We start from the raw sequence: 25,521 nt of genomic DNA, 5'->3' as shown, positions 1-25,521 counted from the left end.
AATCCATATTTTTCGGTACGTTACAGCAATTCCGAGAAAAGCGAGTGGGTAAAGATGCCTTTTGGGCAACAGGCCGTTGAAATATAAGGTTTCGTTGCTACTGCCCCACTCGGTGCCAGGTCTTGAAATATAAGGTTTCGTTGCTACCATTGCCGGACTATGGCGCGCCCACTTCGTGTTGAGTTCCCATTCGCCGTTTATCACGTTACCTCTCGCGGTAATGCGCGCGCCGATATCTTCCTCGACGACATCGACCGGCGAACCTTTCTCGATACCCTCGGCATCGTCCTCCTGCGATACAACTGGCTCTGTCACGCCTTCTGCCTGATGGGCAACCACTACCACCTCATCATCGAAACGCCCGATGCCAACCTCTCTCAAGGGATGCGTCAGCTCAACGGAACCTACAGTCAGACGTTCAACAGGCGCCACGGTCGTGTCGGTCACATCTTCCAGAGCCGGTTCCGGGCCGTTGTCGTCCAGAAGGATTCCCATCTCCTCGAATTGTCCCGCTATGTGGTGCTGAACCCGGTCCGGGCCGGGATGGTAGCAACTCCAGAGCAATGGCCCTGGAGCAGCTATCTTCCCCTGCTGGAGGGACCCGGTGCTTCCAAGGTGCTTACCTCCCAGTGGATGCTGAGTCAGTTCGGTGGAACCACATCCGAGGCTCTAAAGAAGTATCGGGATTTCGTCCTAAAGGAGGACCCACAAGATCGATCACCTTGGTGGAGAGTCAATGGGGAGGTTGTCTTCGGAACTGAGGAGTTCGCTACAAAAATCCATGCCTTGGTTGGGGCCAAGGAGGAAACACCCGAAATACCGAGTCTGCAGCGACATGTGGGCCGACCTGCGCTGGAGGTGCTCTTTCCCAAAGGTAGAACCGCCCCAAGAGGGGAAAGAAACTGTGCCATCGGCGACGCACATCTCAAATATGGCTACGGGCTGAAGCAGATCGCGGACCACATCGGCATGCACTACACCTCTATCAGCAAGGTTATAAAGACGCTTCTGGTGAAAAAGTGATTTTTCAAGACCTGGCACCGGTCGGGGGAAGCGATGTGTCGGTGCGTGACCGCTGGCGCCGGAGGAGAATCCTATGCAAGAGGAAGAACTCTACTGGTTGGCGCAGGATCAACAGCAGCGGCTTGATGAGCTGACCTCGTGGGACCCGGAGGTCAAGGTGAAGCCGCTCAAGCGCGACGTCCGCTCGCTGGGGATGCTCCTCGGCACCGTGATCCGCGAGCAGGCGGGGCTTTCGAGCTATGAGGCGGAGGAGGAACTGCGGCGCCTGGCGATCCGCCATCGCTCGCTCGATACCGGGGCAGGGGAGGGGAGCGGGAACGCCGCCGAGGAAGAGGTGCTCAAGAAAGCGATGGTGGAGATGGTGGGTAAGCTGTCCGAGGAGGAGGCCTACCACATCGTCAAGGCCTTTGGCACCTACTTCGAGCTGACCAACCTCGCCGAGACCAACCATCGCAAGCGCCGCCTGAAGGCCGCCCAGCTCGCCCGACAAAAGAAGGACAAGCCAGGCTCCATCCGCGGAACCCTGCAGCGGATGCGCGAGGCGGGGATCAGCGGACCGGATGCCCTGGCCTGTCTGAGACAGGTCGAGATCACCCCGGTCTTCACGGCTCACCCGACCGAGGTCGCCCGCCGGGTGGTCCTCTTCAAGAGGCGGCGCATCGCGGACGCGCTGGAGGTTCTGGACCGCCTGCCGTTATCGCCGGCTGCCGCAGCACACGAGCAGGACGCCATCCTCACCGAGATCACCGCGCTTTGGCAGACCGATGAGGTCCGCCGCACCCAGCCCACGGTCCTGGACGAGATCCGGATGGGGATCAACCACTATCCCGAATCGCTGATCCAGCCCTTGCCCCACCTCTACCAGAACATCGCGGACGCCTTCCGGGAGATCTACGGTCTGGAGGTATCCGCCAGCGAGCTCCCCACCGTGGTCCGCTTCGGGTCCTGGACCGGGGGGGACCGGGACGGCAACCCCTTCGTGACCACCGAGACCACCCGGGTCGCCCTGCAGATGGCGCGCGCCACCATCCTTGCCCAATACCTGCAGGAGATCGACGAACTGCGCGAGCTTTTGACCACCTCCAGCTGCCGGGTCGATTGCTCCCCGGAACTGGCCGCCGCCATCGAGGAGTACTGCCGGGAATTCCCGGTGCTTTTGCCCAAGGTCAGCGGCTACCCCACCTGCGAGCCGTACCGGCGGTTCCTGGCCATCGTCCTGCATCGTCTGCGCCGCGCCTACGACGAGCCGGGCCACCCGGACGCGTACCGGGATGCCGCCTCCTTCCGTGCCGATCTCACCCTGGTCCGTGCTTGCCTGGCCGCCCAAGGGGGCGAGCGGCTCGCCCGCAGGTACCTCGACGCCATCCTGCGCCGGGTGGAGACCTTCGGCTTCCACCTGCACACCCTCGACATCCGCCAGCACGCCCGGGTCCATGCCCAGGCGGTCGCCGAACTCGGTGCCGGCACTTCCCTGAAGGGGGGCGAGGGGGCCGTCTCGGCCGCGCCTTCTCCCGAGACCGTCAACCTGCTCGACACCTTGCGCACCATCGCCGATCTCAAGCGGAGCTATCCGCCGCAGTCGATCACCAACTACGTGATCAGCGGGGCCGAGTCGGTCTCCGACGTCCTCTCCCTGGTCTGGCTCATGGAGGTGGCCGGGGTGAAGGTCGCCGCCAGTGAAGACGGCAGCGATCCCGGGGTCATGCCGGTCCCCCTTTTCGAATCGATCCAGGATCTGCGCAACGCCCCGGAGGTCTGCCGGATCCTCTGGTCCTCCCCGGAATATGCCCTCTACCTCGATTCCTGGGAGCGCCGGCAGGAGGTGATGCTCGGCTACTCCGACTCCAGCAAGGACGGGGGGATGCTCACCAGTACCTGGGAGATCTATCAGGCTCACCGGGACCTGCAACGGGTCGCCATCGAGTGCGGGGTGAAGCTGCGGCTTTTTCACGGCCGAGGGGGGACGGTGGGGAGGGGCGGGGGGCCGACCTACCGGGCGATCGCGGCCCAGCCGCCGGAAGGGTTCAGCGGCAGCTTGCGGCTCACCGAACAGGGGGAAGTGATCAACTGGAAATACTCCGACGCCATTCAGGCGGAGCGCAACCTGGAGCTGATGGTGGCCGCCGCGCTCGACTCCTTGAGCCTCGAAGGGAATCGGACGACGGGAGGGGGGTGGGAGGCGACCATGGAGCGTCTCTCCGACTCCTCCTACCGCTTTTACCGGGAGAGAATCGCGGAGAACCCGGACATCATGCCCTATTTCGAGGAAGCGACTCCGTTTCGGGAGTTCGATCTGGCCAAGATCGGTTCCCGTCCGGCCAAGCGGAGCTCCAGTCACGACCTGGCCCAGCTGCGGGCGATCCCCTGGGGGTTCGGCTGGATGCAGAGCCGGCACGTGATCCCCGCCTGGTTCGGCGTCGGCCACGCCCTGGAGCAGTTCGTCGGGGCGCAGGAGGACGGTCTGGCGGTGCTTCGGGAGCTGCTGGCAACGGTCCCGATCTTCAACGACCTGATCCGAAACGTGGAACTCGCGCTCACCAAGGTGGACCTCCCCCTGGCCAGCCTCTATGCCGACCTGGTTTCGGACCCCGCCCTCAGGGAGCGGGTATTTGGCATGGTGGTGGAGGAGTACCAGCGCACCAAGACGCAGATCCTGGCGCTTACCGGCCAGCAGGAACTTTTGGAGCGAAATCAGGCGCTGGCGCGCTCGCTCAAGCTGCGCAACCCTTACGTCGACCCGCTGAGCCTGATCCAGATCGAGCTTTTGCGGCGCAAGAGAGGGGGGCAGAGTTCCGACAACACCGACTTCGTGCTCGCCGCCACCATCAACGGCATCGCGTCCGGATTGAGGAACACCGGGTGAATCTTCCGATTCCGTGTCTGCCCCTTAAAAGAAAAAAAAAGGCACCCGGTTTTGCCCGGGTGCCTTTTTCTACGCTGTGTGCGCCGAAAAGTCTGAAAACCTGAGTTAGTTGTTGAGGGGAAGTGACAACCGCTTCAGCTGGTGACAGTTGAACAGCATGTCTTCGTGTACCACCCTTTTCTGCCAGAAGCCGCGGCCTTCGATGCACTCGCCGACCGATAGTGTCTCCGCGGAACCAATGACGGTAATCAGCTCCTCGCTGCCCAGGACTCTGACATGAAGGATACTCAACCCGGATTGCCGACTCTGGTACACGATCCGCTCAACACTTCCCGTGACATGTGCTTGTATTCCAAGCATGGTGGCCTCCGTTTCCGTAGATTCTGGCATGCCGTGGCGGCCGAATCATAGCAGTTTCGTAGACCCTGGCAAGAAAAAATTAAACAGACCCAATAAGGTCACTTTTTTTCCTTTATTGGCAGCCGGATAGCGCTCGTGACGGTTCGGTCCCTTCGTTCGGTACCGGGTCAGCCAGGTTTCAGACTTCGCGAGCCCTCACTCCGACCTTCTCCCGAAGGGCGAGGGAAATCAGGTTTCCTCGTTATCAAAGGGGAGACGTTTGACTTCAGAGGGTGAAATAAAACGTGGCGCCTTGACCGGGCTTGCTGTCGGCCCATACCTTGCCGCTGTGGCGCTGCAGTATCTTCTTCACCGTGGCAAGACCGATCCCCTGCCCCTCGAACTCGGAGCCGTGGAGCCGCTCGAAGATCTGGAAAAGCTTCTCGCTGTAGGTCATGTCGAAGCCTACCCCGTTGTCCTTGACGAAAAAACAGTTATGCCGGTCGACGGTGGTCCTGCCGAACTCGATCTGCGCGGCAGGCCGGGGGGAACTGTACTTCCAGGCGTTGCCGATCAGGTTTTCCAAAAGCTGCCTTAGGAGAATGCGGTCCCCCTTGGCATGAAGCCCTGCCTGGACGGAAAACTCGACCCGGCGCTGCGCATCGGTTTCCCGGAGGGTCGTCGCAATCCCTTGGGCGATCTCGCTCAGGTCCACGTCTTCGCAGGTCAGGGCGGACCTGCTGATCCGGGACAGGTCCAAAAGGTGGTCGATCAGGCTGGACATGGTCCGCGTCGCAACTTTGATACGGTCCAGGCAATGCCGCCCCTCCGAGGTGAGCTCGGCCTCCAGCAGTTCCTCCAGCATGGTGCTGTAGCTGTTGATGTGACGCAGCGGTGTCCTCAGGTCGTGGGATACCGAGTAGCTGAACGATTCGTGGTCGCGGATGGCCGCCTGCAGCTCCGCGGTTCTCGCCAGGACCCGTTTTTCGAGGTCGGCATTGAGCTGGATTACCTCCTGCTCCGCCTGCTTGCGTTGCTGCACCTCTTTGGCAAGCTGCCGGTTCCGTTCTTCCAACTCTTTCGTCCGTTCCCGGACCAGCCGTTCGAGATTGTCCCGGTGGTGGCGCAGTTCACATTCGGCGCGTTCGCGCTCGGCGATGTCCCGGAAGCGTTGCAACGACTCGTCGATGGCCTCGAACAACGGGCGGAGTTCGATCGGTTTCAACACGTAGCGGTTGATGCCGAGCCGTATGCATTCGATGATCCGCGAACTCTCGCTGTAGGCGGTCAGAACCACGATGGGCACCTGCACCGCCAGTTTCCGTATCTCGCCGGCCATGGTCAGGCCGTCCATGCCAGGCATGCTCAGGTCGGTAACGACGATTTGCGGCTGCACCTCCTGGAAAAGGGCCAGCCCGGTCTCCCCGTCCTCGGCAAAGTACAGTTCCAGATCCGGGTAACGTTCGGAGAGAACCTCCACGAGCGCAAGCCGGGAAGCCCGATCGTCTTCCACGATCAGCATCGTCGAACTGCCAGAACCCTTCACACGTACTTCCGACATGGCCATAAGCCCTCCCCATAACTACTTCTCTGCGAGGTGTGCGACCTGTGAAAGCTACTGCGAATGCGCAAGTAAATGTCAGAACAACATGCCTGAACAGGAGTAAAGCTCGATTGCATCGAATTTTACTGTCATATCCGGAAAAATCCACAGTTCTGGTAGTACCAGATTCATTGGTCCGGCCCTCCTCTGGCAGAAGGTGGCTGGCTCACATCGTGTCGAGCCATAGCGAGCACAGGTTTTTATCGACAGACGTTGCAGCTGAGAGGGGCTTCGGCGGGGCAGAGGCGAAAGCACACAATGTGGATTTATTGTGGTGACTTAGAAATTTCTTGAATATCGGCACGCCGTGGACTAGCCTTCCCGCAAAAGCACCAACGAAGCAAAAGGAGATGCGTGGGCCTTCGGAAGCGATGGTCCTGACTCCAGGAGGAGAGACGATGAACTACAAGGTGTTGGGAAATACGGGCGTGCTGGTTTCCGAGCTTTGCTTTGGGACCATGACCTTTGGGAGCGAAGCGGACGAGGCGGAATCGGCGCGGCTTTTCAACCGGTGCCGGGAGGCCGGCATCAACTTCTTCGACTGCGCCAACAACTACGGCGACGGACGCGCCGAGATCATTTTGGGAAACCTGATCCGCGACTGCCGGGACGAGGTGTTCATCACCTCGAAGGTCTCCCAGCGGGTCGGCAAGGACATCAACGCGCTGGGTTCCTCCCGGCGCCATATCATGTGGTCGATCGACCAGAGCCTGGCCCGGTTGAAGACCGACCGGATCGATCTCTACTTCATCCACCACTTCGACCCGCTCACTCCCATGGAAGAGACGCTCTCGGCCCTCGATGACCTGGTGCACCAGGGGAAGGTGCTCTACCTCGGGGTGAGCAACTGGGCCGCCTGGCAGATCGCCAAAGCGTTGGGTATTTCCGGGCAAAAGGGATGGGCCCGCTTCGCCTGCATCGAGCCGATGTACAACCTGGTAAAAAGGCAGGCCGAGGTGGAAATCCTCCCCCTGGCGTTGTCCGAGAAGTTGGGGGTGATCCCCTACAGCCCCTTGGGGGGAGGGCTTCTGACCGGGAAGTATTCCGGCAGCGAAGCGCCGGCCGCCGGTCGGATCGCCGAAAAGAAGCAATATAACCTGCGCTACAGCAGTCCCCGCTACTATGAGACGGTGGAACGCTTTACCCATTATGCACAGGAGCTCGGGGTCAAGCCGGCTACCCTTGCGGTGAGCTGGGTGATGTCCCATCCCGCGGTCAGCGCGCCGATCATCGGTGCCCGCAACCTGGCGCAGTTGGAAGACTCTCTGGCCGCAGCCGATTTCGCCATGACAGCCGAGGTGCTGCAGCGCATCGGTGAATTTTCCGAGGCTCCCGGCAACGCAACGGACCGGTTGGAAGAGGAGATTGACGCGAGCTTCAAGCTGAGAAACAGGTAGGGGGCAAGGCAGGGCCGGCTCCTGAGGTACCGCTCCTTTGTCGCAACGGTCTTTCAATCGCACCCGTTGATACGAGGTTTGCTGAGGGGAGCATGCTGCCCCCTCATTCGGGAAGTAACAAAAGGGGACCGGCACCTTTCGGAGCCGGTCCCCTTTTCCATTGCACCGCTTACCCTTCCGGCGAGAGGTACGGTGATAGGTCGTCGTGCTGGTTTGAATTATTTTAAAATGCGAAAAGCTCTTGATATAATAGGTAGTTATCGGATGATGCGTCCGTGCCGGGGAGGCGGGCGGCCGCAGCCGATGATGGTATCCGGTGATGATGGTGTCCGGAGAAGGAGGCCATTATGAAGATAGTGAGAAACGTAGCAATCGTTGTGGTAACGTCGTTGACTCTGGGATGCTCGGGCATGACGCCGCGGCAACAGAGCACCTTGAGCGGGGGCGCGATCGGTGCCGGCGCCGGGGCCCTGATTGGCGGGGTTGCCGGTGGCAGCCCGGCGGCCGGTGCGGTGATCGGTGGTGCTGCCGGCGCTGCGGGCGGATACTTCCTTGGGCCGCAGCACCGCCGCTGATTCTGATACCGTCGACCTTGAGGCAGTGGCGCAAAGGCACCTGGTTCCGGCCAGGTGCCTTTGCCTGCTTTTGGGCTACCTACGCCGGGAGCCGTCACGGTGATGGGCCTATAAAGAGGCATTGGAGGTGCCGGATCACAGCGGAATCCTTTCCGGTTTTAAAAGAAATGACTAATAATTCACTATTAATTATAATTAATTATATGAGTTCAGCCGTGTCGTTTTCTGGTCATGTCGAGAACTGGGGAGATGATTATCGTGGCGACGGCAGTCGGGGTGGGATTCAGCACACAACGGAACAGCGTAGAGGCAGGGAGAGAGGCGGCCCGGGCAGCAATGCTGCAGGTAGCCATGGCCCGTCCCGATTTCGTCTTCGTTTTTGCCACGGTCGGGCATGAACAGCAGGCCCTCCTGCGTTCGGTGCGTGAGGTGACGGGCGGAGCGCCGCTGTCGGGATGTTCCGGTGAAGGGGTGATCACCTGGGGGATGGTCGACGAAAGCAACTTCACCGTGGCAGTGATGGCGATCAAATCGGATGAAATGCGCTTCGGAAACGTCAGCGTCAACGGCGATGGTCGCTCCGCCCGGCAGGTGGGGAGGGCTCTGGCTGAGGAAACATACCGTGTCTTGGCACCGGACAGCTTTGCCTGTTTTGTTTTTGCCGACGGCTTGGCGTTTGACTTCGAACCTCTGCTGCGCGCCTTTGAAGGGGGACTTCCGAAGGACCAGCGACTCCCGGTGTTCGGAGGGCTGTCCGCCGACAACTGGATCAGCAGGAAGACCTACCAGTACCACAACGACGAAGCCTCGAGCGGTACCGTATCGTGCGTCATCCTTTCCGGTACGGCCCAGGTGGCCTGGGGCGTAAACCACGGCTGTACCCCGGTCGGAACCAAGCGGATAATTACCCGCTGCAAGGGGAACGTCATTTACGAGATCGACGGGATACCCGCCTTGGAAGCAATCCGGGAGTACGTGGAAGGGGATCTCAATCATCACTGGAACAAGCTGTCCTTGAACCTGTGCCTCGGCTTTCGCCTTCCGCAGCATTTACAGACCGGTTACAACGAATACGTGATCCGGTACATGATGGCCAAGGATGATCGGGCCGGTTCGGTCACCATTCAGTCCGACGTGGAAAACGGCACCGAACTCTGGATCACGCGCCGTGACAAAGAGCTGATGCACGAGGGGCTGAAGTCGACAACGGAGCGGATCACTGGGCAGATGGGAGGAAGGCCACCCAAGTTCGTACTCCAGTTCGAGTGCGTCGGGAGGGGGCGGGTCCTTTTCCGGGAACAGGAAAAGCTGGAGCTTTTAACGCAGCTCCAAACGAGGTTGGGGACGGCGTTGCCGTGGATCGGGTTCTATTCCTACGGGGAGATTGCCCCCATTTCCGGCTGCAATTACCTGCACAACTTTTCCGCGGTCGTGGTTTCGGTTTACTGAGTACTTATCATGACAAAAGATGGCAGCTCGAAAGACGACAGATGGAGCGAACTGGTACACGAGAAGGAGACTCTTGCCCAGCAGGTGAAGCGCCTGATCCGGGCGGAAGGGCTGCTCTACAACTATCAGGAAAAACTCGACGACCAACTTCGGGAATACCAGGATCTTTACGATCTCAGCAAGAAGATCCTCGGCACCAACCAACTGCAGACGATCCTGGAACATGCCGTGGAGTACGCCACCGCACGGCTTCAGTACGAACGCGCCGTCTTCTTTACCCGCTGCGAGTTGAGCGGAAATTTCGTGGCCTGCGCTCTGGAGGGTTTTTACAACGAGGCGGAACGCGCTGAGGTGCGGTCCACCGTCATAGCGCACGACGCGCCGCTACTCGCTTGTTTCATTCAGGAAGGCGAACGACTCCTCCAGGACAAGGACCTTCTGGTGTGCCAGGAGGGGGCGTGTTCGGATCTGCTCAAGAGTTACCGCTCGGTGCTGCACTTTGAGGAGTTCCTGCTTTACGCGCTCGGTCCGCCTTCGGCGCCCCTGGCGCTGCTGATCGTCGGCAACTCCCAAGCTGATCCCAGCTTCTACCGCGCGGTTTCTGCCGCTCCAGACTCTCTCATCGGTCTGGGCAACTTCGTCAGCCTCATTTCGTCTCACGTGGAAAACACCATATTGCAGGTAGAGGTGGAGCGGATCCGCCAGCTGGAAATGCTCGCGGAAAGGAAGTACCGGGACATCTTCGAGAATTCGGTGGATGGAATCTTTCGAAGGACTCCACAAGGACGCTATCTCGACGCCAACCCAGGCCTCGCCCGCATGCTCGGGTATGACTCTCCGGAGGCGCTGTTGGGGGAAGTCTACCGGGTCGCGGACCTTTACGTCCGCCCCAGCCGGCATGATGAGCTGGTCGAGCAAATCGAGAGGCAGGGATTCGTCAGCGCGTTCGATGCCGAGCTCTACCGGAAGGACAAGAGCGTTATCTGGGTTTCGATTAGTGCGCGTGCTGCGCGCGATGAGAAGGGAAACATCAGTTTCTACGAAGGTGTTATTGAAGACATCTCCGAACGTAAGCGAGCCGAAGAAGCCTTGCGCCGGAGCGAACAAAGGTATCGGCAACTGACTGAGACGCTCGAGCAACGGGTGGGGGAGACGGTTGAGGAGTTGCGGGAAAAAGACAGAATGCTGATCCTGCAGAGCCGCTTGGCGCTGATGGGTGAGCTGCTCAACAACGTTGCACATCAGTGGAGGCAGCCGCTCAACATGCTGGCTCTCCTGGTGCAGGAAGTGCCGGTCATTTTCCGCCGTGGCAGTTGCGACGAGGCGTACATCGACGGCACCACCCGTAAGGAGATGGACATCATCGATTACATGTCGCGAACCATCGACGATTTTCGGCACTTTTTCACCCCGGATACCATAAAGACCACCTTCAACGTGCTGGAAAACATCCAGCACACCTTGTCGCTATTGGAAGGGATGTTGAAAGCCTGTCATATCGAAATCGTCGTCAAAGGGGATGTCGGCGCGGAAGTTTGTGGCTATCCAAACCAGTTCTCCCAGGTGATGATCAACCTCCTGAACAACGCGCGGGACGCCTTCGAGCGGCGTGAGATCGATGCGCGTCGAATCGAAATCGGTCTGGAAAGAAGTGCGGGGAACGTGGTAATCCGGGTGGCCGACAATGCTGGGGGAATTCCCGAGGCAATCGTGGATAAGATCTTCCAGCCTTACTTCACCACCAAGGGCCCGGAACAGGGAACGGGCATCGGTCTTTTCATGTCGAAGACCATCATAGAAAAGCATATGCAGGGGGTCCTGGAGGTACGGAACCGGAAGGGAGGCGCGGAGTTCATCATCACCCTTTGATCTTCATTGGCCTACTGCACCGGTAGCCCACGTACCGGCGAGCCTGCGGTGATACTCCTTCCTTTCCGGAAATGTTATGATGCAACCAAAACTCCCAATCGAAAGGACGCAACGTCATGGCAAATACAATCAGACTGCACCGTGTGCTTCGTTCACCCCCGGAAAGGATCTACCGGGCATTCCTCGATCCGGATGCGATGGTCAAGTGGCTTCCGCCGAATGGGTTCATCGGCAAGGTACACCACCTCGACGCCAGAGTCGGCGGCACCTACCAGATGTCATTCACCAACTTCAGCAGTGGCTTTAGTCAATCCTTCGGCGGGGAATACCTCGAACTGGTACCCAACGAGATGATCCGGCACACCGACCGTTTCGAGGACCCCAATCTGTCTGGTGTCATGCAAACGACGGTCACCCTGAAGCAGGTATCTTGTGGAACCGAGGTCAGCATCGTACAGGACGGGCTCCCCGATGTGATCCCGGTCGAGAACTGTTACCTTGGGTGGCAGGAGTCTCTGGCCCTTTTGGCAAAACTCGTCGAGGCCGAGATCCCCGACTGACCAGTGCGGCACCACCTGACCAGCCGCAGAAAGAAAAGGCACCTGGTTTCTACCAAGTGCCTTTTCACTTTCATTCACGAGGGTAACAGGGATGAAGGGGATGAAGGGGATAGAAACCATTCAGTTGGCCATGCTCAAGCCTTGCTGGATTATCGCAAAGCGATTGCCGAAACGGCGATACTCCAGTTTCGGAGTCCCAAAGTTGATCAGGAGACCTACCTCAATTCCCGTTGCCTTCAGATAATTCATTACTTGGGCAAGGTGCTCTGATGCGAGCGCCTTTACCGCTTTCAACTCGAGCAGTACTTGTTTTTCGACCACGATATCGGCGGTGAAGTTTCCTACCACCACTTCTCGGAATCGAACCTGAAGCGGCACCTGATTCTGGGCCTTCAGCCCCATTTCGCTCAATGCAATCAACAGAGCGTTTTCATAGACCTTCCACAAACCCGCAGCCCAACTCGTTGCTGACTTCGAAACAAGCTCCAAGGATTTTCTCGGTGAGCTCTTCAAAGAGCATGGGATCTCCTTTTGTTGCCGGGCTCATCCCCTTGATCCCCTGCATCCCTGTTTGATCCGGTGCAGTAACTGCTCAAGTGCGTTTGCGCCCCGTCCTCCCGCCGACGGCAAACGACAGTCGGGCCAGTCGGCGATGCCGGAACGCGGGATCGATAACCGGGATCCCTGCGCTGCAGGTCACCAGTCCTTCGGCTACTGCCTTGTCAAAGCAGTCGTGAGCGGCGTTTCTCAGGGTGTCGAAGAATAGGAGGCTGGATACCATCGCGTTGTAGCAGGAAACGCCGAGCACCTCGTGAGGCTGCAACCCGCTGGCGAAAGCGCCGATCGCGGTCAGAGCCACGAAGGGGGCACTGATCAGCGCGGTATAAAGGATCAGAGATGCCCGCGCCCGGATTGCCTCCCTGGTCAGCCGTACTGATTCCCAAGGATCCTCGTCGTCAAACCCATAGTAGTCACGTTCGTGCACGGCTCCCTCCCACTTTCCAGGATGACAGCTGTACGGGCGAATCGGTTCGGCAATTGTACCGGATATAACCTCCACCGGGGAAGCGTGAGATCCGGGGGATAAGGCGGCTTCGCAAAGGTTCCGTGTTGCGGCGCCCCTTACCGCCATCTTGGGCGGATCGCACAACGATTGGCGCTCCGGCAGGTCTTGCCTCGGCCGCGGTATGAGGTCGATGAATTTGTGAAACCAATCAAATGAGAGGGGAATGTGCAAAAAATGTGCAAATTTTCTATTGCAGAGTGACTGCTGTTGTGGTGAAATGAGCCACGCGTCGTCAAATTCATAAGTAGGCAGGGCAGTGTATGAGTGCGATTCTGTGGGCTTTTGGTTTGGTAAGTGTTGTCGTTGTGGCGGTTCAATTCTCCTTTTTATCGTCCCGCGCCAAGTCCGATAAAGACAAGGCCTGAACCCCGGGTGGCGCCGAGGCGGTTTTAGCAGTTTTCCGGCCCCAAGGGGAGGATCTGGTGTGGACAGAGAAAAGATTGCTGGCCAACTTCTGATGGAAAATCCTCCTGGTAACTATCCGGACTACGAGGCGATCGTTAAGGCGTTGAATCAGGGAGTAAGCAAAGAGGAAATTCTTTCGATGGAAGAAGTCATCCGGTGGCCGAAAACCTACCGGTGGCTCAAGGAACAGCTTTAACGCATTGAGTTTTACTGGCTGCAAGGCCACTTTGGTGGATATGGCCCTATCATCACGCGATGGTAGGGTTTTTTTTGCCCGCTCGAACGCCTCCTGTTTTCGTCGGCGCCCGTCGTGTCATTTCCAGATCTTTTTAAAGTAATGCGTTTTATAGCCGATAGATAGCTATGTTGACGTGGTGTCGCCGGCGCGCTTTGTCCGCTGACCGCGAAACTTTTACCAATCACCAAGGAGGGAAAGAGGGCACGCGGTAACGGGCAAAGAGCCTGCTCCACCATCGATAAATCCCTCGGAACACACCATGATAGATTTCCTGGTCGACAAGTACTACCGACTCTCCATCAAGTCGCGTCTTTTTCTGCTTTGCGTCTGCTATTCCGTTTGCATCATCGCGGCCTCCTACGCCGGGCAAAGCAGCAGCTACCTGATACGGTTCGGCGTACTGATCGTCTCGATCATCGCCGGATTCGTTTTCGGGTTCCTCAACATGGTCGGCATCAAGAACTCGATCGAGCGCACGCTCAATTGGGTCCGGACCCTCGCCGACGGTGACATCTCCAAGCCGATCATCGCTTTGCGCAACAACGAGATCAGCCACATCCTCCAGGCGCTCGAGGTGTTGCGTGTTGCCACCAGGGACAGCGTTACCCATTCGGCATCCGCCTCGCACGAGGCGTCTGCTGCCAGCCAGAAACTTTCCGACATCGTCGGCAAGCTGTCGCAAACTGTGCACAGCCAGACGGAATTGATCGAACAGAGCCACCAGCTTACCCAGACTGTGACGGTGAACCTCGACATAACCGAGGAAATGTCGGTCTCCACCACCGAGACGATCGAGCAGACCCGGGAATCGCTTTCCAAGTTCGTCGACGACCTGAACCGCGCTGGCCGCATCATCATTTCCGAATCCGACAACCAGGCTGCGCTGAACGTTCAGACGAAGGAGGTCTCCCAGAAAGCCTACGATATCCGCAATGTCCTGGAGATCATCTCCGACATCGCCGATCAGACGAACCTGCTCGCTTTGAACGCCTCCATCGAGGCCGCCCGGGCCGGGGAGGCCGGACGCGGTTTTGCCGTCGTCGCCGATGAAGTCCGGGCGCTGGCGGCGAAAACCCAGAATTCGCTGGCCCAGATCAATACCGGGATCGAGGCTGTGGTTCAGGGGGTGGAGCGTCTTTGTGCGGCCAACGAGTCGAGCGCGACGCGGATGCGCGAGATTGCCGAGAATACCCGCGGGCTCATCACCGATGTCGGTGAGACCGACGACCGGCTTAAAGGTTCGCTGCAGATATCTTCCGACCTGGTGAACAAAACGACCTTCATTGCCACCCGCACCAAGGAGTTGTTCGACCTGATGCAGCAGGTGATGACCCTGTCCGAGCAAAACGGCTTCGTGGTCGACGAAGTCGGTGTCGTGGCATCCAATCTCTCCGCCAAATCGGAAAACCTGGAGAACCAACTCGCCAAGTACAAGATCTGATGCGGTCACTTTGCCAGCAGGTAAACGGCCCGGTCTGAACGGCTGACAAAAGATCGTGATGCGAAGGGTCGATACTGGCATTGATTAAAACCCCGGCAGCTATACAATGAAAAGAAAGCTTCGGGGGTATGGAGGGGGATGTCATGGCAAAATGCAATTACTCAGAGACCTGTCCTTTCCTCAATACCAAGATGCCCGCTATGTCATTGGTGACCAGCGGCCTTCTGGCTCAGAAGTACTGCGACGGGAATTTCACCGGTTGCGAGATCCATAAGACCGCCACGGCCGAAGGGATGGAGAACGTCCGAGAGGATGCCAACCCGGTCGAGAAGGCCGAGGTTTACAATAAGGTTCGCAATTGGATTTCCCTGGGCCGGTATGGTTGGTAAGGGAGATCTGTTCCAGGAAAAAAGAAGAGGCACCCGGTTCGACGACCGGGTGCCTTTTCTTTTCGGGATGATGCCTGAAGCACCGAATCGTGGGAGCTCGAGTCTCGGGCGGGCTTAAATCAGCGGTTTTTTGAAGTTCCCCGGTTGTCCGAGGGGGATCAAGGCTGGACTGTCGGCATGCCGAGCCATTCCACGAAGTCGCTTCGCTGGGCGGGAAGTTTCAGCAGGTAAACGGCCATTTCATAGAAGTTGGTGTCGGTCCGGTTGGCACCGGCCCGGAAGTAACCGGTGAGGAGCTTCGACATCGCGTCTTTGTCCTGAGCCTTGGTCAACAAAAAGAGACGTTGCGCAAAGTCGGTCGGCAACGGGAGGTTCGCATCGAGAACCTGAACGTCTGAGTCGGAAAGCTGCATTACGATGAAGTGTCCGTTGCCGTCGTCAAAGTTTATTTCCCCGGAAGGCTTTTCGAAGTACGTGGTGATGACTACGCCATCGGGTGTCGACCCCTTTGCCGAAAACGACTGCCAATTACGCATGGAGTAGACGTTGCCGCTGGGAAAGCGCAGCTCTCCGTTGCCGGCGGGGGTGATGGCCCAACCGAAGTCATGGTTGAAGGCCTTGACCCTCGCCTCGACATCTTCTTGGGCGGGCGCGCCTGCCGGGCTCTTCCCTTCCGGATTCAGCACCGCGTTGCGGACCTCATGGACCTTCTCGGAGACCGATCGTTTGTCCCCGTCGAATATGGAAAGCGTCGCCTGGAAAGCCGTGGTCGGCGGCGTCGGCACCGCGTGGGCCACACCGGTTAAAAAAAGAAGCGCTAGTATCGCCAGGATTGTTCTCATCCGTACCTCTGTGATGGGCTCGTTTATGCTGCAGGTTGCTATTCTAGGGTAAAAACAGGAATAAAAACAACCGTATAGGTTCTAATGTGACCTCGGTGCCGGAAAGAAGAGGGCCCAGCCGATCATGGCTGAGCCCGTTTCCTTGGATAACGAAACTGGAGCTTCGAAAGCCTTTGCGTTCCCAGGGTGGACCTTGGGAACGAGAATAACGCGACCTACCTTTGCTTTTGGGACGGCGCGACAGGGGCGTGCCACTGCAACGAAAAAAGGCACCCGGTTTTCACCGGGTGCCTTTTTTTTCATTACTGCGTCTCTATCAGGGGAGTTCGGTCTCGCCCATCAGGTAGCGGTCGCATTCGCGGGCCGCGCCGCGCCCTTCGTTGAAGGCCCACACGACGAGGCTCTGGCCGCGCCGGCAGTCGCCGGCGGCGAAGACGCCGGGGATGCTGGTGGCGTAGTTGCCGTAGTCTGCCTTGATGTTGCTCCGGCCGTCCTTTTCCACCCCGAGGGCCTCGGGAAGTTCCTGCTCGGGTCCCCAAAAGCCCATCGCCAGAAGCACCAGGCTCGCCGGGAGGACCTTTTCGGTGCCCGGCACGTGGGTCGGCACGAACTGCCCTTTGTCATTCTTTTCCCACTTCACCTGGACCGTGTGCACCGCCTTCACGTTGCCGTCGGCGTCGCCTTCGAACTTGGTCGCGGTGGTCAAGAAGACGCGCGGGTCGTCGCCGTACTTGGCGGCCGCTTCTTCCTGGCCGTAGTCGACCTTGTGGGTCTTGGGCCACTCCGGCCACGGGTTGTCCTGGGCGCGGGTCTCGGGGAAGCGGGGCATGATCTCGAGCTGGGTGACCGAGTTGCAGCCGTGGCGCAGCGAGGTGCCGACGCAGTCGGTGCCGGTGTCGCCGCCGCCGATGATGATGACGTCCTTGCCTTTGGCGGAGATGACGTCTTTCCCCTTTTTGAGGATCGCCTTGGTGTTGGCGGTCAAAAAGTCCATGGCGAAGTGGATCCCCTTGAGGGGACGTCCTTCGATGGGGAGGTCGCGGGGGAGGGTGGCGCCGGTGGCCAGAACCACCGCGTCAAACTCGCCGCGCAGCTTCTCCACCGGATACTCGGCGCCGCCGATGGCGGTGTTGCAGACGAAGGTGATCCCTTCCTCCTCCATCAGCTTGATGCGGCGCAGCACCACGTCCTTCTTGTCGAGCTTCATGTTCGGGATGCCGTACATGAGCAGGCCGCCGGGAAGGTCGGCACGCTCGAACACGGTCACCTGGTGCCCGGCCTTGTTGAGCTGGGCTGCCGCCGACAGACCGGCGGGGCCGGAGCCGACCACGGCAACCTTCTTGCCGGTGCGGACCTGGGGCGGGTTGGGAGCGATCCACCCCTCCTGCCAGGCGCGGTCGATGATGCTCACCTCGATGTTCTTGATGGTGACCGCAGGCTCGGTGGCTCCCAAGGTGCACGACCCTTCGCACGGAGCGGGGCAGACCCGCCCGGTGAACTCCGGGAAGTTGTTGGTCCTGAGCAGACGGGCCGCAGCCTGTTTCCAGAGCCCGCGGTAAACCAGGTCGTTGAACTCGGGGATCAGGTTGTTGATCGGGCAGCCGCAGGCCATGCCGGAGACCAGCATGCCGGTGTGGCAAAACGGGATGCCGCAGTCCATACAACGGGCGCCCTGGGTGCGGAGCTTCTCCTCCGGCAGGTGCAGGTGGAACTCGTTCCAGTCCTTCAGGCGCTCCAGCGGCTCGCGGTCGGCGGGGAGTTCCCGAAGGTATTCCATGAATCCGGTTGGTTTTCCCATAGTCCTATCCTATTCCAAGAAATCGCTTCTCGATGAAAGTGTATGCAGGGAACGTCAGAGGGGGACAGGCACCTTTCGGTGCCAGTCCCCTTCCATCTTCTAGTGTCCGGCCTGGGCGTTTTCTTCGAAGGCCGCCGCCAGTGCGTCGTCGCCGCTCAAACCGGCGGCTTCGGCACGTTCGATGGCCTGCAGCACCCGCTTGTAGTCCGTCGGCATGACCTTGACGAACTGACGGGCATAGGTCCGCCAGTCGTTCAGGATGGTGATGGCCCGGGCGCTGCCGGTCATTTCGGCGTGGCTTTCGATCATCGCCTTCACGGTCGCCAGGTCCTTCTCGGTGAGCTGCTCCAGCTCCACCATCTGGATGTTGCAGCGGTTTCGGAACTCGTGCTGGTCATCCAGGACGTAGGCGACGCCGCCGCTCATGCCGGCGGCGAAGTTGCGGCCGGTCTCGCCGAGGATCACCACGGTGCCGCCGGTCATGTACTCGCAGCCATGATCGCCGACCCCTTCGACAACGGCGTTGACCCCGGAGTTGCGGACGCAGAAGCGTTCGCCGGCGATCCCGCTGATGTAAGCGTTGCCGGAGGTGGCGCCGTAGAAGGCGACGTTGCCGGCGATGATGTTCTCCTCGGCCTTGAACTTGGAGCCGGCCGGGGGATAGACGACGATGGTGCCGCCGGAAAGGCCTTTGCCGACGTAGTCGTTGGCGTCACCGGAAAGCTCCAGGGTCATCCCTTTCGGGACGAAGGCGCCGAAGCTCTGGCCGGCCGAGCCGTGGAACTTGAGCCGGATGGTGTCCTCGGGAAGCCCTTCCGCCCCGAAGGTGCGGGTGACTTCGTTGCCGACGATGGTGCCGACCACGCGGTCGATGTTGGTGATCGGAAGCTCCGCGGTGACCTTCTCCCCCTTCTCGATGGCCGGCTTGCAGATCTCCAGGAGCCGGGTCATGTCGAGGCATTTGTCGAGGCCGTGGTCCTGGGACTCGGTGCAGTAGCGGCTACCCTTGATCCCCATCTCCGGCTGGTACAGGACGTTGGAGAAGTCGAGCCCCTGGGCCTTCCAGTGGGCGACGGCCCGCTTGGGCTCCAGGCGGTTGGCGCGGCCGACCATCTCGTTGAAGGTCCGGAAACCGAGCTCGGCCATGATCTCGCGGACTTCCTGGGCGATGAAGCGCATGTAGTTGACCACGTACTCCGGCTTGCCGGAGAACTTGGCTCTAAGGACCGGATCCTGGGTGGCGACGCCGGCCGGGCAGGTGTTGGAGTGGCAGACGCGCATCATGACGCAGCCCAAGGTGACCAGCGGCGCGGTGGCGAAGCCGAACTCCTCGGCGCCCAGCAGGGCGGCGATGGCGACGTCACGGCCGGTTTTGAGCTGGCCGTCCACCTCGACGATGATCCGGCTGCGCAGGTTGTTGAGCACCAGGGTCTGGTGCGTTTCCGCGAGACCCAGCTCCCAGGGGAGACCGGCGTGCTTGATCGAGGAGAGCGGGGAAGCGCCGGTGCCGCCGTCGTAGCCGGAGATGAGCACCACGTCGGCATGAGCCTTGGCGACGCCGGCCGCGATGGTGCCGACCCCGACCTCGGAGACCAGCTTGACGCTGATCCGGGCGCGGCGGTTGGCGTTCTTCAGGTCGTGGATCAGCTCCGCCAGGTCTTCGATGGAGTAGATGTCGTGGTGCGGCGGGGGCGACACCAGCCCGACCCCCGGGGTGGTGTGCCGGGTCTTGGCGACCCACGGGTAGACCTTGTGGCCGGGAAGCTCGCCACCTTCGCCCGGCTTGGCCCCCTGCGCCATCTTGATCTGCAGCTCGCTGGCGTTGGTCAGGTAGTTCGCGGTGACGCCGAAGCGGCCGGAAGCGACCTGCTTGATGGCGCTGTTCTTGGAATCGCCCTTTTCGTTAGTCCAGGTAAAGCGCTCGGGATCCTCGCCACCTTCGCCGGTGTTGGAGCGGCCGCCGATACGGTTCATCGCGATCGCCAGCGCCTCGTGGGCCTCCTGGCTGATCGAGCCGTAGGACATGGCGCCGGTCTTGAAGCGCTTCATGATCTCTTCGACCGGCTCGACCTCTTCGATCGGCACCGGCACGCGGATCTCGGTGTTGAAGTCCAAAAGGCCGCGCAGGGTGTAGAGGCGCTCGTTCTGCTCGTCGATCAGCTTGGAGAAGACCTTGAACTCCTGGTAGTCGTTGGTGCGGGTCGCCTTCTGCAGCGCGGTGATGGTGAGCGGGTTGAAGAGGTGCTCCTCACCTTCCTTGCGCCACTGGTACTGGCCCCCCGGATCCAGGGTCGGATCCACCGGCACCCGGTGCGGGTACGCCTTTCTGTGCCGGACCAGGAGCTCGTCGGCGATCCCGTTCAGGTCGATGCCGCCGATGCGGGACGGGGTCCAGGTGAAGTACTTGTCGATGACCGACTGGTGCAGGCCCACCGCCTCGCAGATCTGGGCGCCGCGGTAGCTCTGGATGGTGGAGATACCCATCTTGGCCATGGTCTTGACGATCCCCTTGATGGACGCCTTGACGAAGTTCTTGACCCCTTTCTTGTATTCCAGCCCCGGGAGCATCCCCTCCTGGATCATGCCGTCGATGGTCTCGAAGGCCAGGTAGGGGTTGATGGCGGTGACGCCGTAGCCCAGAAGGACCGCGAAGTGGTGCACCTCGCGCGGCTCGCCGGACTCGAGGACCAGGGAGACGTGGGTGCGGGCCGCGGTGCGGATCAGGTGGTGGTGCAGGCCGGCCACGGCCAGAAGGGCCGGCAGCGCGGCGTACTCCTCGTTGACGCCGCGGTCGGAGAGGATCAGGACCGTGGTCCCGGACTCGACCAGCCGGATCGCGGAGGCAAACAGGCTCTCGAGCGCCTTTTCCATCCCCTGGGCGCCGTCGGTGGCCTTGAAGAGCAGCGACAGGGTGTCGGTCTTGAAGCCGGGCTGGTTCAGCTCGCGCAGTTTGGCCAGTTCCTCGTTGGAGAGGATCGGCTGCTCCACGTGGATGACGCGGGCGCTGGTCGCGGTCGGCTTCAACAGGTTCGACTCGGAGCCGATCCGGACCGAGGTCGCCGTGATGATCTCCTCGCGGATCGGGTCGATCGGCGGGTTGGTCACCTGGGCGAAGAGCTGCTTGAAGTAGTTGTAGAGGAGCTGCGGCTTCTCGGAGAGGACCGCGAGCGGCGTGTCGGTACCCATGGAGCCGAGCGGCTGGATGCCGTCGGTGGCCATCGGGCCGACGATGGTTTCCTGGTCCTCGAAGGTGTAGCCGAAGGCCTTCTGGCGCTGGAACAGGGAAGAGGGCTCGGCCGGCTGCGCGGAGGCGGCCTTGGGGAGATCCTCCAGGTTCAGGTGGTTCACCTTCACCCAGTCGCCGTAGGGCTTGGCGGAGGCAAGCTCGTCCTTGATCTCCTCGTCGGGGATGATGCGTCCTTGCTCGGTGTCGACCAGGAACATCTTGCCCGGCTGGAGGCGACCTTTCTTGATGACCTTCTCGGGCGGGACCTGGAGCACCCCGGCCTCGGACGCCATGATGACCAGGTCGTCGTCGGTCAGGTAGTAGCGGCAGGGGCGCAGACCGTTACGGTCGAGCACGGCGCCGATGATCCGGCCGTCGGTGAAGGTGAGGGCGGCCGGGCCGTCCCACGGCTCCATCAGGCAGGCGTGGTACTCGTAGAAGGCGCGCTTCTCCTTGCTCATCGACTCGTGGTTTTCCCACGGCTCCGGCACCATCATCATGATGGCGTGGGGGAGGGTGCGGCCGGACTGCACCAGGAGTTCCAGGCAGTTGTCGAACATCGCCGAGTCGGAACCGTTGGCGTCGATCACCGGCAAGAGCTTCTTGATGTCGTCGCCGAAGAGTTCGCTGGAGAACATGGACTGGCGCGCATGCATCCAGTTCACGTTGCCGCGCAGGGTGTTGATCTCGCCGTTGTGGGCGAGGAAATGATAGGGGTGGGCGCGGTCCCAGCTCGGGAAGGTGTTGGTGGAGAACCGGGAATGGACCACGGCAATGGCGGTCTCCATCGCGTCGTCGCACAGGTCGGGATAGTACTGGTCCAGCTGGGCCGGCATCAGCATCCCTTTGTAGACGATGGTGCGGGTCGACATGCTGGCGGTGTACCAGAGCGGATCGACCCCCTCGTCGCGGATCTCGTGGATGGCGCGCTGGTTGACGATGTAGAGCTTGCGGTTGAACGCGTCCTCGTCGGCGCACGATGCCGGGCGCTTGAAGAAGATCTGCCGGATCAGCGGCTCGCCGGCCTTGGCGGTATCGCCCAGCAGGGAGTTGTCGGTCGGGACTTCACGCCAGCCCAAGACTTCCACACCTTCTTCGGTGATGATGCGCTGGAAGACGTGCTTCGCGGCGCTCCGTTCGGTGGGGTCGGGCGAGGTGAAGAGCATGGCGACGCCGTACTCTCCCGGTGCGGGAAGTTCGATGCCGGCGGCCGGGCAGACCTTGCGGAAGAAGGCGTCGGGCATCTGGATCAGGATCCCGGCGCCGTCGCCGGTGTTGTGCTCGCTGCCGACCGCGCCACGGTGATCAAGGTTGGCCAGGACGGTGATGGCCTGCCGAACGATCTCGTGGGACTTCTTTCCCTTGATGTTGGTGACGAAGCCGACGCCGCAGGCGTCATGCTCGAACTGGGGATCGTACATCCCTTGCTTCTTGGGTAATCCGATTTTTTTCATGATGCGACCTTTGCGGGGTAGTGTTCCTGGATCAAGTGGACTGCCTCAGTGAGCAATAAAGGTGCCACTTTCGTATTAACGAGGCACCTTGAACGTTTACATCCGTAACTAGGGGTTTTATCAGGCGGCGTGTTTGATGGATTCCTAATGATAGGGGGCGCCGGACGACCGGTGTGAGTATTTTTGTGCTCAGGTGAGTACTCAGCCCGCCGGCGAGTCCCCGGGGGCGACTGCTCCTCTCACCCACGTTTATCTCTTTTCGCGGCCATGTATGTCAACCTGTTTTCTGATATCGGTTGACAAGTGGGGCGTGGGGTGGTAGCTCGGAACGGCGGGATTTCCCCAGTTGCTGCACGGTTGCTGCATCTTTCGGCCGTAAGATGCGGCAGCGCGAGGCGGAAACGGCCTCCGCAGCGCAGCGTCGGCTTGCCCCTTCCTGAGCACCGCGCCTTTCGGGGGGAGGCTCGACCCGCACTACTCCGCTTTCAGGGATCTCACGCATGGAATTTACCCCCACTTCCGTCCCGGAACTCCTCGAATCCGCGCGGCAGCAGGCTTCTTCCGGCCGCCCCGCCGACGCCTTGATGACCGCTCGCGCCGTTTTGCAGCGGGAACCGGAGAACCTCGCGGCCCTCGACCTGGCAGCGCGAGCCGCCTGGAGCCTCGGGGACCTCCGGGCGGCGGAAAGCTACTGGCAGACCGCGCTCCGGGCGCACCCCTTCTGTGCGGAGGCGTACAACAACCTCGGTGCCCTCTACGCGGGGAACGGGCAGCGCGAAGCCGCTAAGGCCTCATTCCTGCACGCCCTGGGGATCGCACCGGATTACGCGGATGCCCACGCCAACCTGGGGGCGCTCTACATCGAGTTGGGGCAGCTGACCGATGCGGTGGCCTGTTACCGGCGCGTCACCGAACTTCGACCGGAAGAGGCTACGGCTCATTACCGTTTGGGGATCCTGCTGAAAGAGCTGGGGGGTGTCGTCGAGGCGGAAGCCTGCTATCGGCGCGCCATCGAGCTCCGCCCCGAGTGGGACGAACCGTACAACAACCTCGGGGTCTTGTTGGTGCAGCAAAAGCGGTATCCGGAAGCGGAGGAGTGTTTCCGCCTGGCCATCACCCGGAATCCGGACGGCGTCGATGGCAGGAGCAACCTTGGGGTGCTCCTGGCCAAGTCGGGACGGTTCGCCGCCGCGGCGGTCTTTCTGGAAGAGGCCGCTGCCCTTGGGGCGGATCAACCCGAGGTGCACTACAACCTGGGGAACGTCCTGGCCGAAATGAATCGGTTTGGGGCCGCCGAAGCGTGCTACCGGCGGGCGCTGCTGATCCGGCCCGATCACGCCGACGCCCATTACAACCTCGGCAACCTCCTTGCCCGACTCATGCGCTTCAATGAGGCGCAGGCCTCTTTCCGGTGCGCCCTGGCGGCCCGTCCGGGTTTCCCGGAGGCGCTCAACAACCTGGGAAACCTCCTCGCCCTGCACCAGTTTCATGGCGAGGCGGAGGAGTATTACCGCCGTGCCCTGGCGTTGGAGCCGGGACTGGCCGACGCCCGTTGGAACCTGGGGTTGCTCCTTTTGGCCTTGGGGGAGTTCGAGGAGGGGTGGGAACTCTATGAAGCGCGCTACCATCCGGAGATCAGGCAGAACCCCTGGCGGTTGCCCGAGCTCCCCTTCCCGCAGTGGGGGGGGGAGGATCTGCGCGGCAAGTCGATCGTCATCTGGCCCGAACAGGGTTTCGGCGACGAGATCCAGTTCGTGCGGTACCTCCCGCTGTTACGGGAGCGGGGCGTCGCCCGGCTTACCCTGGTTTGCAAGGACGAGCTGAAGCAGCTCTTCCTCGATTCGGCTGTCGGTGCGGACCGGATCGTGGCGCTGAGCGAAACGGAGCAGCTTGAAGCACATGAGTACTGGTGTTACTCACTGAGCGTGCCGCGGCACCTGGGGACCAGGGTGGAAACCATACCCGCCGCCGTACCCTACCTGACGGCGACGCCGCTTCGGATGCGCGGCTGGGGAGAACGGCTTCCCGCCGCGGGGTTCCGGGTCGGTCTGGTATGGAAGGGGGCACCCGGGCACCGCAACGACGCCAGCCGTTCCCTGCCCGGCCTCGCCTCACTCGCCCCGCTCTGGTCGGTTCCCGGGCTGGCGTTCATCGGGCTGCAAAAGGATGCCGGGGAACCGGCCGCCTCTTTTCCGGAGCAGCCCCTGCTCGACCTGGGGCCCGAGCTGCGGGATTTCGCCGATACCGCCGCCGTGATCGCGCAACTGGACCTTGTCATCTGCGTGGACACGGCGGTCGCCCACCTGGCCGGCGCACTGGGCAAACCGTGCTGGGTGCTGCTCCCCTACCATGCCACCGACTGGCGCTGGATGATCGGGCGCGAGGACTCCCCCTGGTATCCCGGCGTCTTGCGCCTGTTCCGGCAGGAGAAGCTCGGCGAGTGGGATGAGGTCGTGGCGAGAGTGAGGAAGGCGCTTTCCGAAGTGGCCGGTCTCGGGTAGAACGCTAAACCTGACGCGCCCTGCGCTCCTTCCTTCATTTGTGGTAGGCGTCGGTCTTGATGATCTCCACGCCGGTCCACCCCCAGTAGACCCGGTGCCTCTTGATCAGGCCGTTTTCGATCTCCATCACTTCCACGAAATCCATCTGCTCGCCTTCCGGGGTCTCCCGGGGATATTCCCACAGCAACAGCCGGCCGTCGGTGAAGTAGCCCTTGCGGTAAAAGGTCCTGCGGTGCGGTTTGCGCGGTGCCGCGATCTCCAACAGCTCCCGGATCGCCTCCCTGCCGCGGCAGACGCCATTGCTGGTCCCGCGGAGGTGGGGAACCAGCGGGCTCTCCAGGACCGCATCGGGGGCGTACAACGCTATCATGGCGTCGAGATCGTCCTCGGACCAGGCCCGGTCCCACTCCTGGTAGACGTGCTCCACCATCGCTCTTTGTTCTGCCGAAACCACGTTCTCTGCCAAATTCCCGGTCATGGTGT

19 protein-coding genes are annotated in these 25,521 nt (G+C 60.9%); 11 read left to right on the top strand and 8 right to left on the bottom strand.

All coding sequences use genetic code 11. The features are described 5' to 3' along the window. Nucleotides 1-159: 159 nt before the first annotated feature. Entirely contained in the window at nt 160-1,023 is an 864-nt protein-coding gene (locus tag JFN93_RS26060; protein ID WP_199383496.1) for an REP-associated tyrosine transposase, read from the top strand. A 73-nt stretch (nt 1,024-1,096) separates the two neighbouring features. Continuing rightward, the gene (locus JFN93_RS08020; protein ID WP_199383495.1) at nt 1,097-3,886 is read left to right on the top strand and encodes a phosphoenolpyruvate carboxylase; all 2,790 of its coding nucleotides are present in this window, start codon (nt 1,097-1,099) and stop codon (nt 3,884-3,886) included. 105 nt (nt 3,887-3,991) lie between these two features. Here JFN93_RS08020 and JFN93_RS08015 read toward each other — a convergent pair whose 3' ends face one another. Both JFN93_RS08015 and JFN93_RS08010 read right to left on the bottom strand, forming a co-directional pair. Further along, nucleotides 3,992-4,246 carry a YrrC family ATP-dependent DNA helicase gene (locus JFN93_RS08015; protein WP_199383493.1) on the bottom strand — a complete coding sequence of 85 codons (255 nt, stop codon included), beginning with the start codon at nt 4,244-4,246 and terminating at the stop codon, nt 3,992-3,994. A 265-nt stretch (nt 4,247-4,511) separates the two neighbouring features. Next, entirely contained in the window at nt 4,512-5,786 is a 1,275-nt protein-coding gene (locus JFN93_RS08010; RefSeq protein ID WP_199383492.1) for a sensor histidine kinase, read from the bottom strand. Nucleotides 5,787-6,226: 440 nt separating this feature from the next. Here JFN93_RS08010 and JFN93_RS08005 point away from each other — a divergent pair, with 440 nt between their 5' ends. The 5 genes from JFN93_RS08005 (at nt 6,227) to JFN93_RS07985 (ending at nt 11,678) form a co-directional block, all read left to right on the top strand. Further along, entirely contained in the window at nt 6,227-7,225 is a 999-nt protein-coding gene (locus JFN93_RS08005) for an aldo/keto reductase (RefSeq protein WP_199383491.1), read from the top strand. Nucleotides 7,226-7,572: 347 nt separating this feature from the next. After that, complete coding sequence (locus JFN93_RS08000; RefSeq protein WP_199383490.1) at nt 7,573-7,800, top strand: YMGG-like glycine zipper-containing protein; 228 nt, start codon at nt 7,573-7,575, stop codon at nt 7,798-7,800. 336 nt (nt 7,801-8,136) lie between these two features. After that, the gene (locus tag JFN93_RS07995) at nt 8,137-9,249 is read left to right on the top strand and encodes an FIST signal transduction protein (protein WP_328753647.1); all 1,113 of its coding nucleotides are present in this window, start codon (nt 8,137-8,139) and stop codon (nt 9,247-9,249) included. 9 nt (nt 9,250-9,258) lie between these two features. Further along, a complete protein-coding gene (locus tag JFN93_RS07990) occupies nt 9,259-11,118 on the top strand; it encodes a sensor histidine kinase (RefSeq protein WP_199383486.1) in 1,860 nt (619 codons plus the stop codon). A 116-nt stretch (nt 11,119-11,234) separates the two neighbouring features. After that, the gene (locus JFN93_RS07985; protein WP_199383484.1) at nt 11,235-11,678 is read left to right on the top strand and encodes an SRPBCC family protein; all 444 of its coding nucleotides are present in this window, start codon (nt 11,235-11,237) and stop codon (nt 11,676-11,678) included. A gap of 120 nt (nt 11,679-11,798) precedes the next feature. Here the strand turns inward: JFN93_RS07985 and JFN93_RS07980 are convergent, their stop codons facing one another. Continuing rightward, nucleotides 11,799-12,191: a GxxExxY protein gene (locus JFN93_RS07980; protein ID WP_236021583.1), complete on the bottom strand. Its 393-nt coding sequence runs from the start codon at nt 12,189-12,191 to the stop codon at nt 11,799-11,801. 79 nt (nt 12,192-12,270) lie between these two features. Next, on the bottom strand, nt 12,271-12,663 hold the full coding sequence (locus tag JFN93_RS07975; RefSeq protein WP_199383483.1) for a hypothetical protein: 393 nt from the start codon (nt 12,661-12,663) through the stop codon (nt 12,271-12,273). A 505-nt stretch (nt 12,664-13,168) separates the two neighbouring features. Here JFN93_RS07975 and JFN93_RS07970 point away from each other — a divergent pair. The 3 genes from JFN93_RS07970 to JFN93_RS07960 all read left to right on the top strand — a co-directional run bounded on the left by JFN93_RS07970 (nt 13,169) and on the right by JFN93_RS07960 (nt 15,217). Continuing rightward, on the top strand, nt 13,169-13,345 hold the full coding sequence (locus JFN93_RS07970; RefSeq protein ID WP_199383481.1) for a hypothetical protein: 177 nt from the start codon (nt 13,169-13,171) through the stop codon (nt 13,343-13,345). A gap of 301 nt (nt 13,346-13,646) precedes the next feature. Then, nucleotides 13,647-14,828, top strand: coding sequence for a methyl-accepting chemotaxis protein (locus JFN93_RS07965; protein ID WP_199383480.1), 1,182 nt, complete (start codon nt 13,647-13,649; stop codon nt 14,826-14,828). Between the two features lie 143 nt (nt 14,829-14,971). After that, on the top strand, nt 14,972-15,217 hold the full coding sequence (locus JFN93_RS07960; RefSeq protein WP_199383479.1) for a hypothetical protein: 246 nt from the start codon (nt 14,972-14,974) through the stop codon (nt 15,215-15,217). A gap of 158 nt (nt 15,218-15,375) precedes the next feature. On the opposite strand, the gene JFN93_RS07955 is transcribed toward JFN93_RS07960, so the two are convergent. The 3 genes from JFN93_RS07955 to gltB form a co-directional block, all read right to left on the bottom strand. Continuing rightward, nucleotides 15,376-16,059, bottom strand: a complete 684-nt coding sequence (locus JFN93_RS07955) for a hypothetical protein (protein ID WP_199383477.1) — start codon at nt 16,057-16,059, stop codon at nt 15,376-15,378. A 316-nt stretch (nt 16,060-16,375) separates the two neighbouring features. After that, the gene (locus JFN93_RS07950) at nt 16,376-17,857 is read right to left on the bottom strand and encodes a glutamate synthase subunit beta (protein ID WP_199383476.1); all 1,482 of its coding nucleotides are present in this window, start codon (nt 17,855-17,857) and stop codon (nt 16,376-16,378) included. A 99-nt stretch (nt 17,858-17,956) separates the two neighbouring features. Further along, nucleotides 17,957-22,537, bottom strand: a complete 4,581-nt coding sequence (gene gltB, locus JFN93_RS07945) for a glutamate synthase large subunit (protein ID WP_199383474.1) — start codon at nt 22,535-22,537, stop codon at nt 17,957-17,959. 500 nt (nt 22,538-23,037) lie between these two features. Between gltB and JFN93_RS07940 the strand changes: the two genes are divergently transcribed. Then, complete coding sequence (locus tag JFN93_RS07940) at nt 23,038-25,038, top strand: tetratricopeptide repeat protein (RefSeq protein WP_199383473.1); 2,001 nt, start codon at nt 23,038-23,040, stop codon at nt 25,036-25,038. 34 nt (nt 25,039-25,072) lie between these two features. On the opposite strand, the gene JFN93_RS07935 is transcribed toward JFN93_RS07940, so the two are convergent. Next, nucleotides 25,073-25,516 (bottom strand): nuclear transport factor 2 family protein, encoded by a 444-nt coding sequence (locus tag JFN93_RS07935; RefSeq protein ID WP_199383471.1) that lies wholly within the window; start codon nt 25,514-25,516, stop codon nt 25,073-25,075. Nucleotides 25,517-25,521 lie beyond the last annotated feature (5 nt).

The sequence above is a fragment of the Geomesophilobacter sediminis genome, assembly GCF_016458275.1.
GTDB lineage: Bacteria > Desulfobacterota > Desulfuromonadia > Geobacterales > Geobacteraceae > Geomesophilobacter > Geomesophilobacter sediminis.
This window is presented reverse-complemented; position numbering and strand designations above follow the sequence as displayed.

What these genes read in the sequence shown, in the direction of transcription:
- JFN93_RS26060 (WP_199383496.1), top strand. Translation starts at nt 160, where the DNA reads ATGGCGCGCCCACTTCGTGTTGAGTTCCCATTCGCCGTTTATCACGTT.
- JFN93_RS08020 (WP_199383495.1), top strand. Translation starts at nt 1,097, where the DNA reads ATGCAAGAGGAAGAACTCTACTGGTTGGCGCAGGATCAACAGCAGCGG.
- JFN93_RS08015 (WP_199383493.1), bottom strand. Translation starts at nt 4,246, where the DNA reads ATGCTTGGAATACAAGCACATGTCACGGGAAGTGTTGAGCGGATCGTG.
- JFN93_RS08010 (WP_199383492.1), bottom strand. Translation starts at nt 5,786, where the DNA reads ATGTCGGAAGTACGTGTGAAGGGTTCTGGCAGTTCGACGATGCTGATC.
- JFN93_RS08005 (WP_199383491.1), top strand. Translation starts at nt 6,227, where the DNA reads ATGAACTACAAGGTGTTGGGAAATACGGGCGTGCTGGTTTCCGAGCTT.
- JFN93_RS08000 (WP_199383490.1), top strand. Translation starts at nt 7,573, where the DNA reads ATGAAGATAGTGAGAAACGTAGCAATCGTTGTGGTAACGTCGTTGACT.
- JFN93_RS07995 (WP_328753647.1), top strand. Translation starts at nt 8,137, where the DNA reads ATGCTGCAGGTAGCCATGGCCCGTCCCGATTTCGTCTTCGTTTTTGCC.
- JFN93_RS07990 (WP_199383486.1), top strand. Translation starts at nt 9,259, where the DNA reads ATGACAAAAGATGGCAGCTCGAAAGACGACAGATGGAGCGAACTGGTA.
- JFN93_RS07985 (WP_199383484.1), top strand. Translation starts at nt 11,235, where the DNA reads ATGGCAAATACAATCAGACTGCACCGTGTGCTTCGTTCACCCCCGGAA.
- JFN93_RS07965 (WP_199383480.1), top strand. Translation starts at nt 13,647, where the DNA reads ATGATAGATTTCCTGGTCGACAAGTACTACCGACTCTCCATCAAGTCG.
- JFN93_RS07960 (WP_199383479.1), top strand. Translation starts at nt 14,972, where the DNA reads ATGGCAAAATGCAATTACTCAGAGACCTGTCCTTTCCTCAATACCAAG.
- JFN93_RS07955 (WP_199383477.1), bottom strand. Translation starts at nt 16,059, where the DNA reads ATGAGAACAATCCTGGCGATACTAGCGCTTCTTTTTTTAACCGGTGTG.
- JFN93_RS07950 (WP_199383476.1), bottom strand. Translation starts at nt 17,857, where the DNA reads ATGGGAAAACCAACCGGATTCATGGAATACCTTCGGGAACTCCCCGCC.
- gltB (WP_199383474.1), bottom strand. Translation starts at nt 22,537, where the DNA reads ATGAAAAAAATCGGATTACCCAAGAAGCAAGGGATGTACGATCCCCAG.
- JFN93_RS07940 (WP_199383473.1), top strand. Translation starts at nt 23,038, where the DNA reads ATGGAATTTACCCCCACTTCCGTCCCGGAACTCCTCGAATCCGCGCGG.
- JFN93_RS07935 (WP_199383471.1), bottom strand. Translation starts at nt 25,516, where the DNA reads ATGACCGGGAATTTGGCAGAGAACGTGGTTTCGGCAGAACAAAGAGCG.